Annotated in this window: 12 protein-coding genes; 6 read left to right on the forward strand and 6 right to left on the reverse strand. The window is 48.0% G+C overall.

The window, feature by feature from the left end; all coding sequences use genetic code 11:
- Positions 1-263: 263 nt before the first annotated feature.
- From cas2 to FJ146_17130, 3 genes are read right to left on the reverse strand one after another with little or no spacing between them, the layout of a single operon-like run.
- Positions 264-734: a CRISPR-associated endonuclease Cas2 gene (cas2, locus tag FJ146_17120; protein ID MBM4253691.1), complete on the reverse strand. Its 471-nt coding sequence runs from the start codon at positions 732-734 to the stop codon at positions 264-266.
- Positions 613-1,548, reverse strand: coding sequence for a type II CRISPR-associated endonuclease Cas1 (cas1, locus tag FJ146_17125; protein MBM4253692.1), 936 nt, complete (start codon positions 1,546-1,548; stop codon positions 613-615). The genes cas2 and cas1 overlap by 122 nt, the downstream gene beginning before the upstream one ends.
- A 15-nt stretch (positions 1,549-1,563) precedes the next feature.
- Positions 1,564-4,665 carry a hypothetical protein gene (locus FJ146_17130; GenBank protein ID MBM4253693.1) on the reverse strand — a complete coding sequence of 1,034 codons (3,102 nt, stop codon included), beginning with the start codon at positions 4,663-4,665 and terminating at the stop codon, positions 1,564-1,566.
- 821 nt (positions 4,666-5,486) lie between these two features.
- Between FJ146_17130 and FJ146_17135 the strand changes: the two genes are divergently transcribed.
- Positions 5,487-6,080 (forward strand): hypothetical protein, encoded by a 594-nt coding sequence (locus FJ146_17135; protein MBM4253694.1) that lies wholly within the window; start codon positions 5,487-5,489, stop codon positions 6,078-6,080.
- Between the two features lie 232 nt (positions 6,081-6,312).
- Here FJ146_17135 and FJ146_17140 read toward each other — a convergent pair whose 3' ends face one another.
- The 3 genes from FJ146_17140 to FJ146_17150 all read right to left on the reverse strand — a co-directional run bounded on the left by FJ146_17140 (position 6,313) and on the right by FJ146_17150 (position 10,560).
- Positions 6,313-6,903 carry a hypothetical protein gene (locus FJ146_17140; protein MBM4253695.1) on the reverse strand — a complete coding sequence of 197 codons (591 nt, stop codon included), beginning with the start codon at positions 6,901-6,903 and terminating at the stop codon, positions 6,313-6,315.
- 413 nt (positions 6,904-7,316) lie between these two features.
- A complete protein-coding gene (locus FJ146_17145) occupies positions 7,317-9,449 on the reverse strand; it encodes a hypothetical protein (protein ID MBM4253696.1) in 2,133 nt (710 codons plus the stop codon).
- Entirely contained in the window at positions 9,442-10,560 is a 1,119-nt protein-coding gene (locus FJ146_17150; GenBank protein ID MBM4253697.1) for a ParA family protein, read from the reverse strand. The genes FJ146_17145 and FJ146_17150 overlap by 8 nt, the downstream gene beginning before the upstream one ends.
- Positions 10,561-11,441: 881 nt before the next feature.
- Between FJ146_17150 and FJ146_17155 the strand changes: the two genes are divergently transcribed.
- The 5 genes from FJ146_17155 to FJ146_17175 all read left to right on the forward strand — a co-directional run bounded on the left by FJ146_17155 (position 11,442) and on the right by FJ146_17175 (position 16,787).
- Positions 11,442-12,878: a hypothetical protein gene (locus tag FJ146_17155; GenBank protein MBM4253698.1), complete on the forward strand. Its 1,437-nt coding sequence runs from the start codon at positions 11,442-11,444 to the stop codon at positions 12,876-12,878.
- A 209-nt stretch (positions 12,879-13,087) separates the two neighbouring features.
- Entirely contained in the window at positions 13,088-13,318 is a 231-nt protein-coding gene (locus FJ146_17160; protein MBM4253699.1) for a hypothetical protein, read from the forward strand.
- A gap of 14 nt (positions 13,319-13,332) precedes the next feature.
- Positions 13,333-14,907, forward strand: a complete 1,575-nt coding sequence (locus tag FJ146_17165; GenBank protein ID MBM4253700.1) for a hypothetical protein — start codon at positions 13,333-13,335, stop codon at positions 14,905-14,907.
- A complete protein-coding gene (locus FJ146_17170) occupies positions 14,886-15,911 on the forward strand; it encodes a hypothetical protein (GenBank protein ID MBM4253701.1) in 1,026 nt (341 codons plus the stop codon). The genes FJ146_17165 and FJ146_17170 overlap by 22 nt, the downstream gene beginning before the upstream one ends.
- 9 nt (positions 15,912-15,920) lie before the next feature.
- Positions 15,921-16,787, forward strand: coding sequence for a hypothetical protein (locus tag FJ146_17175; GenBank protein MBM4253702.1), 867 nt, complete (start codon positions 15,921-15,923; stop codon positions 16,785-16,787).
- Positions 16,788-16,857 lie beyond the last annotated feature (70 nt).

Raw genomic sequence — 16,857 nt, forward strand, 5'->3', positions numbered from 1 at the left:
CTCTGCCTATGGCACGGATGAACACCCGCTCCTTTATTTATCCCGTCTAATCAGAACCCTACAAAACACTATCAAATTGCACCCCCAATTGGGGTGAGTTACAATTGACATCACTGACAAGTATGACCCAGAGGAGTTTTGACTTCACCGCAAAGTAGGGACAAATAATCGATGTCCCGCAACTTGGTGAAGTCTTGATGGAAGAGCGGGGATTCAGCCCTCTGCCTATGGCACGGATGAACACCCGCTTGATCCATTTTCGTTTACCAGAAAAGTATCTGATCTGGCATGGCCGGAGTTGCAACTCGGTTGCCCATCTTAGAAGCACTAGCGGCGCCAACAATATTAACACCGAGCTCCCATTGTCGATCCGTGAAAAATAACATTTTTACAAATCCGCTTCTAGGTGCCGATATTTTAAGCCTTTCTGCATGCTTTTCGACGTGTTCTTGTGAAATACATGGGCGCGCATATACAGAAAATTGGATCATTAGGTAACCGTCGTTCAGCAGAAATCTACGGAATGTCGAAGCCATTCGCCGTTCATCATCTGTACCAACAGGCAAATCAAAGATGGCCATGATCCATCCCATTCTATACTTCCCTTGATTTTCACTTTGATGGGACACGCGACTGCTCAAAATTGGCGACATCGAAGGAGGGGATCCATAATTGCGATATATCCTGGTACTCACAGGCATTAGCAAAACTACGAACATAAAAATCGATCGCATCAACCAACTTTAGACTGTACCGTCGATGCGGAACCCTAAATAGCCTCAGACTATTGCCAACATATTTTGCGAAATTCTTCATAGACGAGGACGTATCAGAATAATCGGATTCAGACTCAATGAACTGACTGGTCAACACATCTACGACCGGCCGAAGCGGTTCCATAAGGTCATATACCAGCGGCCATGAGCGGTAACGCGCCATGTGATGAATGCCAATATTTGATAGAAGGCCGTGCACTATAATGCTTCTGTGCATGACTGCTGAAAGCACAGCATATCCATAGTTTAAATAGGCATTGAGCCAGCCATGCTTCTTTTGAGCCCTTGTCTGCCCCCTTGCATCAAGAAGACGGAAAAATGATCTAAAATATATTCTGGCTACTCTTGCCTCATCCTGCGCAATTACAGCAGTTGCACCTACCAGTGGATTTTCACCAATACCCACAGCATCCAATGCGAATACCTGGTGTGATATCTTGCGTCGCAGCACCTCGCCCCACAATTGATCGCGAAATCGATGCCTGGGACGAATCTGGCCCTCCATAATCCTCACATTGATCGTGCTTGTAATCCCAGTTGTTAATCCTACAGGCTGATAGTTTTCATCGCAGTGCAAAATGATCGCACCATGTTCTAGCAATGCTCCAATCAATTGGGTCGATAACGTCAAACCTTTAGCAGCAATAATAACTGCTTTTATATTTTCAATGGGCAAGCTATTCTGACTCTCACCATTCTGACAGTAGAGCCTTCCCGCCCTCTTACGAAGGTAAGACCCATGGTCAAACAAGTGTAAAATATGGAACGACATCCAGATCCTCGTTACTCATCCGTCAACAAGTGTTGCCTTACCTTGCTCCATAATTTTATTAATTGACTTGCGAGCTAAGGCATCTTTACTAGTCTTACTTCCAAGGTTTCCGAGGCAAACTTGCACCCGATTCATAATTGTTAGGATCTTGTAGACTCCTGGAGTCAAATCATCCACTGCATCATGTAATTTAATGAAATCACCGCTTTTTACAAACATGGCTACCTTAGCTTTGGTCGCCACCCATCGAATTTTTTCTGCATGAATTGACTGCCAGGCATAGACAGGCTGCGCTATCCATTTGCCCTCGTAATTGATAATCAAAAATCCTCGATGATCTCCTTTTGGTCTAACCAGCATTGGGCCATGAAGTTTTGTTGCCGGTAAATGAAGGACCTCTTCAACCAATTTATCCGGGACTTTTAATCTCTTTATCCGCGCACCGTTGCGACCACGTAATGCCTCGATCTCGTGTGACCATGCCCTCTCTGGGTTGGGAGAAAGTGCCACTTTTTCACACGTCTCGCTGAGTACGGAAGCCAAATTGATATCAACTAGTTCCACTATTTTTTTGATCCTACTTTCCAGGACTTTCTGGCTGAACTTTGGCTTTGGGTCACTAGTATATCCAAGGGACTTTACGGATGATCGTTTAAACATCAATCCTGGTTCCGCTCCGAGACCATAAAAGTTTTCCTCTAATTGACAGGAAGATCCGGTCACTTTTGGCCTGTGAGAGTCTACATACTTTTTGAACCAATCTCGATTGACGCCATCAGGCAAATGAAATTTGTCTAAACGATCTGTGGATCGATCCCAATCTCGCAAAAACGTAATTACAAGTGCATCCAGCATGTGGTGCCTAATATCAGAACGATTTTTATCGTCAGTGCCTTCAGGAGACAAAATACGATCAAGCTTATACTTGCGTCTAACGCGAGCAGTCTGTCCGCCACTGGCAAAATGGATCCTTTTAGTGGATCCTAATTCATCATTCCATCCGAATTCGCGCCTGATCACTTCAGCTGAAAGTTTGGCAATCCAGGCAGTCTCCGCAAGGTGCGTGTAGCGATCAGCCAGGTCTTGTGCATCTGGGGATAACATGAGTTTAACTGTCTTTGATGGTAGGTCCATATTTGCGACTAAAGTCTCAAATTCTTCCCATCTGTCTCGCAAGCCACCAATCCACTGCCAGGGCGTCCGGTCGCGCTTTTCTAGATTCGCGTGCCCATGTACTAATACTTTATTCCACACTGCATCGGGTCCACCAAGCGCGGTCGGGACTATATGGTCTATCTCCCACATCCCAAGACTAGACTGAGCAATCGACTTACCGGTATAAGGACAGATAAATTTTTGCTGCTTTGCCAGCTTATAACGAAGGACCGCATTATTACCGACATCACCAAATTGGGCCACTTGAGCCTTGGCTTCATTATTAGACGCCTCATTTGCGCGCTGCCAAGAATGGAGACGCTTCTTGGCATCTTCACCCATAAAATCTTCCCGTACCAACTCAACAGTAATATGATCGGGTTGATCTGAAAGACCCTTGGACTTCAGAACTCTTCGCATTTCACGCAATAAATTGTGAAATAGAGTCAATCGGTGACGCACTACCGGGTTATTGACATCACCAATGACACGCCTCACAGTTTCGGCCGAATCTATCGAACTACGTCCTTCAATGAGACGCATAGCAGGTACGTATAGGCGTTCCCAAGGAGTATCACCCAACTCCCGGATCCATCTCAGATCGGCAGAAACTAAACCTTTGACAGGGTCGTGGTTATCTTTAATTGAAATTTCGGCGCACCCACTTGGCCATTTACTAACCTCGCGTAAAATATCACTTGCAGGCTTGCCAGTCAGAAGCGCGTGTTTCATCATCCTGAGAGCCGGTCGCGAGAAGCGAGACCTTCCACTAGAATTGGCGGCCGGCAGATCCGTTGATCCTGGAATTGGCCTCCCGCCCATAATTTTTGCCAGAATTTTGGTCATCGGGATTTTTTTACATGGATTCTTTCCGCTGAGGCTACTGTATACCTTCTGAAATTCATCAAAGGTTAGTCGACGCACTACGCCCTCAGAGTCTCGAAAACTAAACCGATGCAGAGCCATTAGTAGGTGAACCTCGTGGTAAAGAGGCTCAGTTGCGCGACAGGTATTAAGTCTCGGAATCAATGCACATTTGCCAATTACCCTGTTGTCAAACCTCGGAATTTTCTGGCCCAGAAGACCCTGCCAATCGGTTGCCTTACCTCTCTTTAAACCAACCTCATTGTCAATCTTGATCGAGGCATATTGCTCTCGTCCGGGGCCATACAATACGTAGTCGACATCAATTTTCGGATATCGCTTTTTGATCGACTCTAGAATAGCTTTAATTTCCGCAATTACCATTTTGCGCGGTGCAGTATACCCACTCCCCTTATCACTCTCGATACCAGCGGGCTCCGCTAAATGCGACTGTCGGACCCCTGTTATCCCTTTATCAGGATTCCAGAGCCCCATGCGAAATGCCTCGTAGTAGCAAGGCAACCGGTAGGCCTCGGGAATGCCAAGTTCTTCTAGGTGATCTAAAAACGATGCAATTCGTGAATCTTCGTCTTCGTCTTTGTCCTTCGACCTAGCATCTTCGCTGTTCTTCCAAGGAATATCGCGATCATAGCCACGTTTTTGTATGGCCGAATGTACAGCTTTGTATATCTGCCACGAATCTAATTCATTCACCCTACCCTCAACGAGCATCAGCCTGAGGAGACAGCTCGTGTACACTACATCTTCACCCTTTGCAGGAAATTCACGCTTTAGTCGGTCATCAACGGATACAACTCTGATGTCACCATGAGGTGACCTGGTAAATTCTTTTAGAGTTTCCAAACCCGCAAATTTAGCTTGCTCATTCCACCAGAACTCCCTGGCACGATGTGCCATTCGAGTGCGAGCAGCTCTTCGCTTTAATGACGAATTTTTTGTAGATGCGAACTCGGGATCTTTAATATGGAACGACTTAGCATAGATCACTTCCAGTCCCTGACGTATGACGCCCGCCATTGAACCGGTGCCTAGATCGAATCCAAATACGATTTCATCGGTGACAGACTTAATAGGCATTAGCACCCCGAAACTAGAATTTGATCTTAAAAAATGTGCATCGAAAATATTACATCAAAATCTGGCCAACGTCACGAGATGTATGATTTGTCTTACGTCATATACGCGGCCAAGTATCCAGTTTCAGCCAGAGTCGGTAAATTCCCAAAGAGCATTCAGTTTTGCGGTTAATTTTAAGTAGAAAGTACTTACTAACCAAAGAACAGCAGATGTCCGAATTCACTGAACTATGTGACCCGATTTTGCGCGAGCCAGGGGCATTGACTATCGAAGCCACACACGTCAGATCGCAGCCACCTAAGTGTAATTGAATGGGTAACATCAGACACCAAACCCCAGACTCCCGCGAACGAAGATATCCTTGATACCCACGACTTAACAGCAGCATCAAACATCTAAGAATAGACTGAAAGTCATTGCCGATGGTTACACGATTTTCCGGATCGGGATCTATCTTTTGCAGAAGATAGATACTCCGGAACTTGCATGACTACTCGATGGCAAATTAATTTAACAACGCTTTAACAGAGGGCAAAGGTGAATGTGTGCTTCCCACATTTGAATGATCTATACGCGTTTGGTTCGTACTCGAAATAGGTGACCTGATCTTCTAGTTCGCAAAGTATGGCAACCAAATATTGCCAGTGGCTACAAAAAGATACCGCCCTCTAAATTTGCCGTCATGACCCTCGTTTCTCATTAGTTGCCGTTCTGATTAACTTTTACGACCTTTGACTGTTTGGCACCCTCCTTGCTCCTACCTACTACATCAAACAACTGGCAGTTTTTGCTGCCACCTATGAACAGATGGAGTCATTAGTATGTTAGCCTCAACCAAACTAAACATTCAAAAAATTGTGGCCGCAGGTTTCATGATGATCTCGCTTGGATCATCTATTGCGCTTGCTGAAGTGAATGCCGATCCAAAGGCATATTTTCAGCCATGGGCATTTGGCCAACACAGTATCAATGTAGATGGCAAAATCTACAGCGAGAATATTTTCGAATCAGGAATTGGTGATGCCGCACATGCTTTTGACTCTAATCCCGCGGCAGCAAATCGGTTTAACGAATATCTCAGTGAAAAGAAGCTCTCAACATATCTTTTTTGGGGATCAATTGCGTCTGCGATCGCTTTAAATGTCGCCGATGCTAGGCACTTGCATCTACCTCAGCGAGAGCGTGACATTGCCTTTGGCGCACTTATTTATGGCGGCTTAGCTGGTTCTCTATATTTCTCCTCGAAATCGGCACTGAGCCTCGGAAAAGCAATGAATATTTATAATGGGCACGAGAGAGCAAACACAATCAATTCAAGATCTCTTGATCTAACTATCGCACCCTTCGCTATGTCAAGGTCGACAGGCAGTGGCACCAGTTCTGGAGCGGGATTGAGTTTTGAATTGAATTTTTAACAGTCTCAAAAGATGCATTTGCCAGCTAGCGGAAGAACTAGCTGGCATACTTTTGACTGTTCTTTCACTCGAATTTATATCGCAGTGCCCATGATGATATAGTTTTCGAACAGGACGGAATTGGTGCCAAAGTTCTGGAGTTAAGGCGTTGCATATACCTTAGATTCTGTCGATATAACCTTTAACCGCTAAAGCTTTTTGTCTCGATGAGCATCTATTTTAATTCGAAACGCTACCCCTCCAATAACCTCATCACCCTTTCAAGCTCATCCACACTCTGAAACGAAATCACCACCCTCCCCTTCACCCCGTTCGTCTCCACCCTCACTCTAGTGCGGAGCGTCTCGCGAAGCCGTTCCTCAAGAGCAAGGATATCGGCATCTCTCTCCCCTACCCTACTGGCACCTCGCCTGCGAATAGTTGCTCCGTCGACTAGCTTCTGGAGCATAGCCATCAGGTTCGCTTTATTAGTCCATTTTCTGTTGGCAACCTGTCTAGTCAAAGCAGAGACACGAATGCGCGCTGAATTTTTTTTCACAAAATCTCTGGCTTCGATCGGCCAGTTCGCAACCGCTTCATATGTCGCGAGTTGCCGGAGAGGAATACCAAGATCCTCCGATGCCTCAGACTGAGTGAGTCCCATTTGCAAACGGCGTTGCCTGACCCACTCGGCAGCAGCAACCAATCTCGCGGCGGCTAGCTCCTTTGTTCCGGAAACAAAAAGAGCCGCCGGCACTTGCTTCTCGTCCGGTCGGAGAAGTTTACGCCCGGGCTTAAGTGCTGTCGGTTTATGGGTAGCACCTAGGTTGGTGGCCTGAGTCACGAGCACTCCTTTGCAGGATGACCTGGGAACCAAAAAAGAACCTGTGAATTTCACACATCACGCAATATCGTACTACGCTAAGAAACCAATATCAAAAGTGAATTGCCGGATATCGCCAGATTTAGGCGCAAACAGAAACTCCTCTCCCACTCCCCTACCACACCAGATAAAGACGAGATGTTTAGAGCTTTTGCGTGTTTTCAAATAAAGCACGATACAGCCGTATATCTTGATGGTTATGCATCGATTTCATTTGCAGGCCACGATGAAGCATTTCGGACCGAAATCACATCCTTCCGACAGATAAATAATCCTGATCACAAAGCATGACCACCATCGTAAGCACAGATTAGGGCACACCCATACGGGACTCCGTCATCGTATAGGTTTGCACGAGTAAATGTATCGGCGCTCTACCTGGCAGAACCCACATCGAAGTTCAGGCGATAAACATTCTTGGATGCTGCATCAGTTTTATCTTTGACGATAAGGTTCTTCTCAAGAAGTCCCTTAACCGAGCTGAAGATGTGAGTGCGATGTATCTGGGTTCTGGTCATAAGGTCATTGGCCGATATCTCAGCCGTTCCGGTGCCAGAAGCAAGGCACTCTTCCAAGATAGTCAGGAAGACTCTGATCTCACGCATCGACAGTTCGTCTTGGCGAATCATCCGCAATACCCAGAAGGGTAGGGGTACTACGCCATGATCCGGGATCGAACTCTGAGTAGGCGCCGGCTGCGCCCGTTCAGTCGGTGTATGGCCTTGGTAGCTCGCCGTCGTCCCCCGATGGGTAGCCGAATTAGCTACGGTAGCTGTTTCAGCTACCACCATTCGCTGTGCCTGATAGTCGCTGAAACCAGCAGTAGCTGATTCGGCGCCTATATCCGATTTAGCTACTATCTGGCTTGGGCCTCCGGCGAAATTAGGGCTGGCGGTGAGCATTTCCGGCGAATGGAAACCAGTATCTCTTTCAGCTACTATAGCCGAATTAGCTACCACTCTATTATGTAAGCCAGTTCCACTGAATGGGCTGTCGCCACCACTATGACCATTGAACTGGTTGCTGCTTTGGCTATGGTATCCATTTTGGCTACTGTCACCCTGGAGACTCACTCCACCCGTGCCCTGCGGATTTCCAGGGTGCTGACCACCGAGATTGGTAGCTTTTTCAGCTACTATCTCCGATTCGGCTACCAATCTCTGGCTACTCGGGCTCTGGATCCCAGAAACAGTTGCCTGCCCTAAAGCTGCATCTCTTTTAGCTACTGTAGCTGAATCAGCTACCGTCTTTTCGCTCACGTGGTTGGCGACCGGTCCAGGGACATAGGAGTATCCACTTTGGCTACTATATCCGTTTTGTCTACCACAGTGAGGCTGGCTGGTAGTAGCCGTTTCGGATACCACTGCTTCATCCGACGGGACGCCTTTTGCGGCGACTGTATCCGTTTCAGCTATAGTCGCCGAAACGGCACTAGTAGCCACATCGGCTACCATCTCGCTATTAAGCGGCATACCAGCGCTAGTAGCTTTATTAGCTATAGTAGCCGCTTTGGCTACTATGCCAGAGATCTCAGACTTAGCGAACACGGAGCCGTGCTCTCTGTCACTTAGAGGATCTTGGTCACCTTCTGCAACCGTGGGGCCAGAGCGATGAGCGGCAGCAGTACCCTGATCGGCGATAGTATCCTTTTCAGCTACCACGCCGTCAACACGATGCAGGGCTTGATTCTCACTGTCTATAGCTGTTGTGGCCACTATATCCGAACTAGCTACAGTAGCTAAAACAGCTACCAAGCTTTCCCCAGCAGGAGGGGCTTCAATAATCCCATCATCATCGTCGCTAATGCGACTAATAGTAGCTGCCGTAGCTACGGTATCCACATTGGCTATAGTAGCTGATTGAGATACCATTAAGTGGCCACTGGGAAGCCAAGCGTTTACTGACCTAACGGTATCCGATTTGGCTACAGTATCTTTTTTAGCTACTACCTCTTCTCGCACAGACTCTGGGGAGGAGGTACTGCCAGCCCTCCGGCCAATAGTGGCTGTTTCAGATATAGTTGCCGTTTTAGCTACCACATCCTTTTTAGCTACGGTAGCCGCTTTGGCTACCATCTTCTTGGGTGTCTCGGTAGCTGATTTGGCTACTATAGCCTTTTCGGTGACCGTAGTCGATTTAGCGCTGGTACCTTTTTTGGCTACTATTTGCTTCGAGGGGTGAGACGCCACTTTCACATCGTCCCGCGACGAAGCGCCGGCACGCGCCAGGGGCTTTGAGGGCGCAGCATCATGACGAGACTTATTACCCGTAGAGGCGGTCGAGGTGGACTTACTAGCCACAGTCTTCTTGGACTCGACCGTTGACTGAGCCCCTTTACGAGCAGCCGCACCTTTGGCCGGTCGCTCGTCCTGCTCCTCGTCGTCTTCATCACGATCGGACCGAACTAGGTCTTCTCCATCGGCAAGTAGATCATATCCGGAGCTTCTAAACCGCTTCCCCTTACCGGAGCGAAGAAGTTCAGAAATCCCCCTCCGTGCATTAGCCATGCGCCACTACCTCCCTTTTGCGAGAGTGGCTAGAGCTGCCAACCGACTTACGCCGGCCAGCCATCTGGTCCTTCCAGGTTTTGAGATTGAAGACTTCCATCAACAGATTGTTGAAGTCTTCGAGGGCAGCATTCTTACCCTGCTGCGGATTCCAAAGACACTCGTTGGCAGCAATGCTGTTATCGATCTGCTTAGAGACGGTGATATAAGCCTCACACAACATGTCCCGGTACTCGGAAGCCAGCTCGTTGATCACCTCGAAGCCCAGCTTCTGTCTGGCGTCGAACTTGTTGATTACGACATGCAGCTCAGCTTTGGCGCGAAACTTCTTCTGAAGGAGACTCAAATGCTCCAGCGTAAGCTCCAAGCCGTCCAAAGAGAAGCGGTCCGTATTCACAGGCAGAAGGATCTTGTCGGCATAGCAGTGAGCCGCCGATGTCACTCGAGATAGGGAAGGGGGACAGTCGATAAAGATCAGGTCGTAGTCCTTCCGAATCGGCTTGAACATCGACTCGAACAGGTTGCCGATGTTCTCGGTCCCCTGGACAATCGAGACGTCCAAGTTGGCAAGGGTCAGGTTCGCCGGGATGATATGGAGAAAGTCGGTGACCTTCACCACGGTATCCTGAATCTTAACCTTCTTGCCGTTCATGTGCCCGACGTAGACATCGAGGAGCGATGGATCTTTTTTGGGTCGCGAATACACCCCAAAACTAGTGCTCAGGTTGGCCTGTTGATCTAGATCGATCATTAACGTCCGGCAGCCATAGGCACTGGCCCGTGCTGCCAGTCCATGGATCAGTGTCGTCTTACCAACGCCGCCCTTCACAAGGTGGACCACCACCACTCCCGACGGAATGGGAAGCCCCTTCAACTGAGCCACCTGTCTTACACTCGCCGGGTAGATCCGACGTTGCCGTGGATTTGCCATGGTGGATTCAATATGGTGCTCTTTCAGGAGTTTATGGACACCTTGAACCGTGATCCCTAAAGCATCGGCTAGATCCTTAGGCTGAAGAAACAGATCGACGTTCACATCTTCCATAAACTCGCTCCTGCACGCAGTTGATATCTTTCGCATGTTCACTATATATTTTTCAACCTTTCGCATCTGATTGCAAGCTTTAAACAGAAAAAATCTTTAGGGATATCAGGCCCCTCGCGTAACCCTTGTCCCGCGGAACAAGCGCCGCATGACGCCACTCAAGTTGGCAGTGAATATTCAAACAAGGCTCACGAGTAAATGAGGTTCATACCTTTAATATGATCAATTTCTCGAGGTAGACGATGGTAACTAATTTAGAGACTATAGCTGTTTTAGCTATAGTCACTCTTTCTGCATCCAAAAAGAATCACCGCGACTCAAAGTAAGAGCTGATAGCCAATTCAGCTACGGTGCGCACCTTCACCAATCAACCAGATTTTTTTCGCACTCTGTCTCACTTCATTCTCCTCATAACTGAGTGCGCACAAATCAAATTGGTTCTACCCAATGCAAGTACCAGAGTATGTCCTACTATTTCCCATGCGATGAGTTGGTAGCTGTTTTGACTATAGTAGCTAAAAGAGCGACACATCCACTCGTCAACAAACAGTAGCTACATTAGCTACTGTCTCCGCATCAGCTACTACTTTCTCAGCATACTCACTTCTCACGAACCTCAAAAAAACATCGATAAATATCGATGTTTTTAAATATTACGTTAGTAGCTAATTCAGCTATGGTGACAACTTCAGCGCTAGCACTAATTTAGCTATGGTAGCTACTAAAGAGATGATAGCGAAAACAGCGCTAGTGCTTTTTTAGCACTAATATCTGAATCAGTGATAATCACACTTTTAGCTGCTATATCTGATTCAGCTCCTGCAGCTAAATCAGCTCCTATCGCTGTTTTGGCTATCTTTTTACTTTTCTAAAACACGTGCATATTGAAACAGTCGAGAGTTGTTGTGGTCACGTTTAGACCCTTCACACCTAACCGAGGTTTCACGATGCAAGCATCTCCGCTGAAAAAAGGCACGAAAACAGGCTTCACGGCGCTACCCAACGCTGTCATCGACCAGGTACTGGGTGTGAAGCACAGCTGCGACACGTTAGCACTTGCTGTCTATCTTGTCCGCCACCTTGCAGGACAAGCTGGCCAGATCACGCTTACCGGTGAATTCACCCAGGCACGCATGTGTGTGGATCTCGGCTGGGGAGCAACTAACCTCCAGCGTCTCAAAAGAGCTGCGTCACAACTTGCGGCAATCGGGATGCTCAAGACCTCCCTTCGCGACAACAACACTGTCGTCTACGACATCGACGCAAACTTCAGTGTAGCAAGACTAGATGCTCCAAGCGCACCGATGACTCAAAACCACGCTGAAGAAATTCTCCAGGCCTCTCAGGAAAATTTCTCCTCCCCCCTCGAGAGAAAAACTTCAGACCATACGCGTGCACGTATAAGTAAAATAAATATAAATAAATTAAATAAACAAAATCATCTTCGCGACGTATCGGGAGAGTCAACCGATGGGAGGCCAAAAAACGTGCGATCCGACGACGATGATTGGTTGAGTGTTTTTAAACTCTACACCCAACTTTTCAAACAGCCCGTGCCCCAATCACAACGCGCTAGATTTTACGCAGCTGCTAGAGAAAGTGCCTCAACTGTCACAGACATCACAAATCGTTTAAAAGACCTTGCGAGACATCCATTACTGGTAACCGAAGTGTCCTCCATCAACGCTGTCTGGCACTATGCTCACCTGAAAAAGTCCGCGGCAAAGTTTGACGAAAAGGCTAGGGGACTAATCGAAGACATTGCCCGGACCTCGCCTGATCAACAGTCACTCGAAGCTGGCATCAAGCGCATGGTGAAATCGTCGAAAGGGGGACTGATTGATAGCGATCTTTTCTTAGACTATTTTGCATCCGAAGTCGCTAAACATGCACCAGTCCGGGACTTTCAATCAGTGCGTCATTCAGATCAAGCAAGCTCGCCTGAAAGTTATATCCCTGAGGTTCACCCCCGAGTCGCGGATACCGACAGCACTGAGAACTTAGAGACTAGTGACGATACAGAAAGCAAACTTCCCCATTGCCAGGGTCTAACTGCTCCGGAGGGACAGGAGCTGGTAGATCAAATCAAGACAGGAAGCGATTTAAGTCACACGCAGACCCAACCCAAAGCACTGTCAGTCGTCACGGAGAGCCAAAGTAACTCATCACCAAATTTTCAGTCGGCGCTTAATGACCTCAATTCGACCTCGACCAAATCGGCTTTTATAACTCTCCTCCGAGATTTCATCGTTGAAAGCCAGCTAACTGACTCTGAACAAAAAACCTTAGAGACCATGCTGGGTTTGGCGTTGGTGGAAAGTACTCCGCTACAGCTCCTGCTGCGAATGGTGGCGACAAGACTGGATAGGCGTCGTGCAGCCTAAAAATGCTCGCATCCGTAACTAAAAACTATGTGGCATGCCAACATGTTGCTATAAAGAGCGCAGTTAATAAAACTTGAAAATTATAGGCATTTGTTCACGTGTTCGGTGTAAAACAAGCCGAAATGGCCTATTTTTCTTTACGTTGTAAACATTTTTTAGTATACTTCGCAGGTGCTCGGCCATCCCTAGCAAACCCGGAGGCAGTTCATATGAAACTACCGCGTATAAAGCCAACGATGCTGCTAACCTTACTTTCAGCCATTGGTCTCACATCTGCCTGTGGTGACATCAATGATGGCCCTATCAAGCCCTTAGCGACCACCCCGGTGCCAGATATATCTGGCGAGCTAACCAAGCTTGGTCGACTAAAGATTGAAGACTCGTCAGTACTAATGACCACCGGAACAAGCTGTTTCGGTGGCGGCCGTACCAACATGTAAATTTGAATAACCACATGCAAAAGCCTTTAAACGTCATAGTTACTGGGCTTCTACTTGGTTGTCTTCTATCGGTCAGCGCAATCCTTCTAAAGAATCACGAGCGTAAAGGGAGTCTTTCAAAGATGCCAGTCGCAACTTTACGCATGCCAATGGCGATTTCAGATGACCCAAGGGAATCTGATCCAGCACAAATTCTCTTCAATACGACCTGGGGTCATCTTGAAAATTTGGCAAGCCCCTTAGTCGAGTGGTCAGTCGATGGTCAGATACGCGCGGGGGCGGCAAAAACGTTCACCTGGATCGGTGATGAACTTCACCTAGATATGCGTGATGATTATCGCAGCGCAGATGGTATGCCAATTACTGCGGGCGATGCCGCTTTCTCTCTCAAACGACTAATTATGCTAGCGAGAAATACCCACGGTTTTATCGCTGATTTTCTCTGTGGCGATGTGGAGCTTAAGTCTATAGACGACGAATGCAAGGGGATCAGGGTTAGTGGTAATACCCTCATTCTGAAGCCGCTGCGCGGCAAAGACTTTCTGTTGCGTATGCTTACAGCAATGGATTTTGTGGTTCTTTTGAAATCGCAAATTGACCCTGTGTCATTAAAGATTAAATCGTTCAGAAACACCACAGGCCCCTATCGTATCGAGGAAAATTCAGAGGGACACTTGACCTATGTCGCGAATAAAGGCCACTGGCATCATTCCGATAAAATGCCTCTAGAAATCGACTTGATACCATATGACCCAAAGCAGTCAGTAAGGGATGAGAATAACAGACCGGTATTTGAGATTTTTACTGATGACAAGACAGATATAGTCATAAATTTCTCATCTGATCGCCCAGATCTATATAGCGATGCATCAACTCTGGTGCCAAGTGCAAGTTTGGTCCCGACTTTAGATATTGGTCGCCTGATCGCCGTATTCACGCCTAGGGGCCTTAAGGAGCTCAGCGCAACGAGGCGAATAGCCATTGGTAAAGCGATTCGTGATGCAGCACGTTCAGTGATTGTGACCGGAAATAAGATCAATACCCCGGTGGAACAATTTTTTGCTTCATACGGTGATGGATCGCTAAGCGCAGAGCAGTTAAGTCAACTCAGGGGAATTTTCGCGGCAGTTTCACCGGATACTACTGGAGCCGGCGTTAGGATAGCTCTGCCTAAGTCCATGGCACACGTCGCCGAGAAGTTTAAAGCGAGTCTACCCGAGGCAGATTGTCGTGTTGATGCAATTGACTATGTCTTTGGTGAGGCCGATGGTGAGCCCCATGTTTACTTGATTTCAACCGATACCGGGTGGACAGAGGACCTGGGACTGCTGTCTTACTCCGTGAACATGAAGGTATTCTATCCTTCAGATCAAGCAGCAGGTCAAAAATGGGTTCGTGATTATGTTGAAATAACAGATAAAGAAGAGCGTCTAGCTCGCCTCAGGGATTTGCACTTCAAAGCACTATCTGACCCATGGGTAGTCCCTATCGCGAGTCAGGCTTACTACACTTTAGTCCGCTCTCCCTGGCAATACCACGGGCCTAAACTCTTTAACTCAGGTGCATTATGGCATCTACGCCGCCCCTAAGTGCTTGGGCTCTGCAGAAATGCGCAGACCTCGACCTTCAGGCCACTCGGTTGACCTGGGTGGACGAGTGGTGCCCCGCATTGGTCGACTTTATAGTCACCATTAAGGTCAATGGAGAAATTTTTGAAGGTCGAGGCATGGCCGAGACCGAGGACCTGGCTTTCACCAAGGCTGTGGCCGAAGCCCTTGAGCGTGCCATCATGCGGCAGGCAAACGTATATAGCTCCAATGGCCTAGCAGTACATACCACGATCGCTGAAGCGACTGCTGGAGCGAAACGTGAACTAGTCGAGCGGGACGCCTTTTTCTGCCACTGGCTGACACGGACGCCTTTCACAGGCCTGATTGATCCACTAAGCGATATAAAGCTAGGAAACATCGATATCGGTGGCCGTCCCTTAGCGGAAATCGTTGAGCGCATAGCCCGACTAGGCGTCGATCTTAATATTGCGGAAATGGCTGCAGTTAAGCCCTATAAGGCCTATATCTGCGTATCCCGTGGCTCTCGGGCGCCAAGACCCTTTGGAGTCCACATAGGCATGGGTTGTGACCTAGATCCTGCGAGTGCCATAAGACATGCAGTTGTCGAGTGGTTACGGACTACCGTAGCCTGGTGTAGCCCAGGGTATAAGGGACGCCCAGCAATCACTAAGGCTGAATTTGACGCAGCACCCATCAAAGGCCCCTTACATCATGAGCTTCTTGGATTATCACTCGAAAGCTTGGGTAAACTGGATCATCTGCTGGCAACGGAGCCCCTGGCGCCAGAATCTAATCAAACCATTGATATTGACAGTGCCGGTGTCACTATTACGGTGCTCAAAAAGCCAAATCTGATCGCGGATGCCCCGATTGAGAGCGTTCAGGCGTCATCATCGATGCTGCAGGATGCCTTTTTCGGATACCCGACCATAGATAGAGTCAATCTGGCAAGATTAAGGCAGTTCTCTGGACTGGATCTTAAGTTTGAGGAGCTCATGCACGAGCCCCATCCGCTAGGATAGGTGGCTAGCATGAGTCAAAAATGCCAGAGCAGTGCAAGGGGCGCGATTATTCGTTGGGTAGCTTTTACTCAGCTATCGACCCTTATCGTGATTCTGATTGGCTCGTTGGTATTTTCTGCCGTAACGAAGCGCCGGATTTCTGGGCAGGTTGCCACAGACATGCATAATTCGCTTCTGACAGGCGAATACCGCAATGCCATGGTTATAGCCTCGCTCGCGGCAAAAACCGATTTTAGTCGTATCTATTTTACCAAAAAAGATGGCGAGGTAGCTTTCAGTGTTCCAGTGGAGGAGAGTAGGGGACAAAGTCATTTTTTGACGGACGTTATCCGGCAGCCGATAAAGTACGCCCCAGATGGTGGTGAGGTTGCAGGTTATTTGTTTTTTGAGGGGGACCCGTTTGAATTAGTCCCTCAGGGGTTCATCCTGTGGGCGCTGATTACCGTGGTCAGTATCCCGCTTTACGCATCAGCATATCGACGAATTGAAAAACGACATGTCCAAGAGATCGCTGCTCAGAAGAATGAAGCGATCGCACAGCTCTCGCAGAATCTAGCGCACGATCTGAAGAACCCTCTGATAGCCTTTGATTTTGCTGCCAGGTCACAAAGCTGGGACGAGTTCCTGAGGATCCGTGATCAGCTGAATCGCTCTTACGCTACCGTCATGTCAATTATCCATGCAATTGGCAAGGGTGACACCGAGATCACCAAGCCCGAAGACGTAGTGATCGACTTCAACCAAAGTGTGAGTGATATCCGTCAAATTTTTACTGAAGCCCGCACTGCAATCCATTTTGAGGGGCCAGCCTCAATCCGCTGTGTATTCCGACGAAGTCGACATCCGATTCTGGCGCAAGCCGGCAGTGCATTCTGATCATTTCGGCGAAGCCGCTGTCACACTCCCTTTACAAGCCGCAGTAGTACTAGAGCAACGCCTGGGAGTC

The sequence above is a fragment of the Deltaproteobacteria bacterium genome (assembly GCA_016874735.1).
Classification (GTDB): domain Bacteria; phylum Bdellovibrionota_B; class Oligoflexia; order Oligoflexales; family CAIYRB01; genus CAIYRB01.

What these genes read in the sequence shown, in the direction of transcription:
- cas2 (MBM4253691.1), bottom strand. Translation starts at nt 734, where the DNA reads ATGCGATCGATTTTTATGTTCGTAGTTTTGCTAATGCCTGTGAGTACC.
- cas1 (MBM4253692.1), bottom strand. Translation starts at nt 1,548, where the DNA reads ATGTCGTTCCATATTTTACACTTGTTTGACCATGGGTCTTACCTTCGT.
- FJ146_17130 (MBM4253693.1), bottom strand. Translation starts at nt 4,665, where the DNA reads ATGCCTATTAAGTCTGTCACCGATGAAATCGTATTTGGATTCGATCTA.
- FJ146_17135 (MBM4253694.1), top strand. Translation starts at nt 5,487, where the DNA reads ATGTTAGCCTCAACCAAACTAAACATTCAAAAAATTGTGGCCGCAGGT.
- FJ146_17145 (MBM4253696.1), bottom strand. Translation starts at nt 9,449, where the DNA reads ATGGCTAATGCACGGAGGGGGATTTCTGAACTTCTTCGCTCCGGTAAG.
- FJ146_17150 (MBM4253697.1), bottom strand. Translation starts at nt 10,560, where the DNA reads ATGCGAAAGGTTGAAAAATATATAGTGAACATGCGAAAGATATCAACT.
- FJ146_17155 (MBM4253698.1), top strand. Translation starts at nt 11,442, where the DNA reads ATGCAAGCATCTCCGCTGAAAAAAGGCACGAAAACAGGCTTCACGGCG.
- FJ146_17160 (MBM4253699.1), top strand. Translation starts at nt 13,088, where the DNA reads ATGAAACTACCGCGTATAAAGCCAACGATGCTGCTAACCTTACTTTCA.
- FJ146_17165 (MBM4253700.1), top strand. Translation starts at nt 13,333, where the DNA reads ATGCAAAAGCCTTTAAACGTCATAGTTACTGGGCTTCTACTTGGTTGT.
- FJ146_17170 (MBM4253701.1), top strand. Translation starts at nt 14,886, where the DNA reads ATGGCATCTACGCCGCCCCTAAGTGCTTGGGCTCTGCAGAAATGCGCA.
- FJ146_17175 (MBM4253702.1), top strand. Translation starts at nt 15,921, where the DNA reads ATGAGTCAAAAATGCCAGAGCAGTGCAAGGGGCGCGATTATTCGTTGG.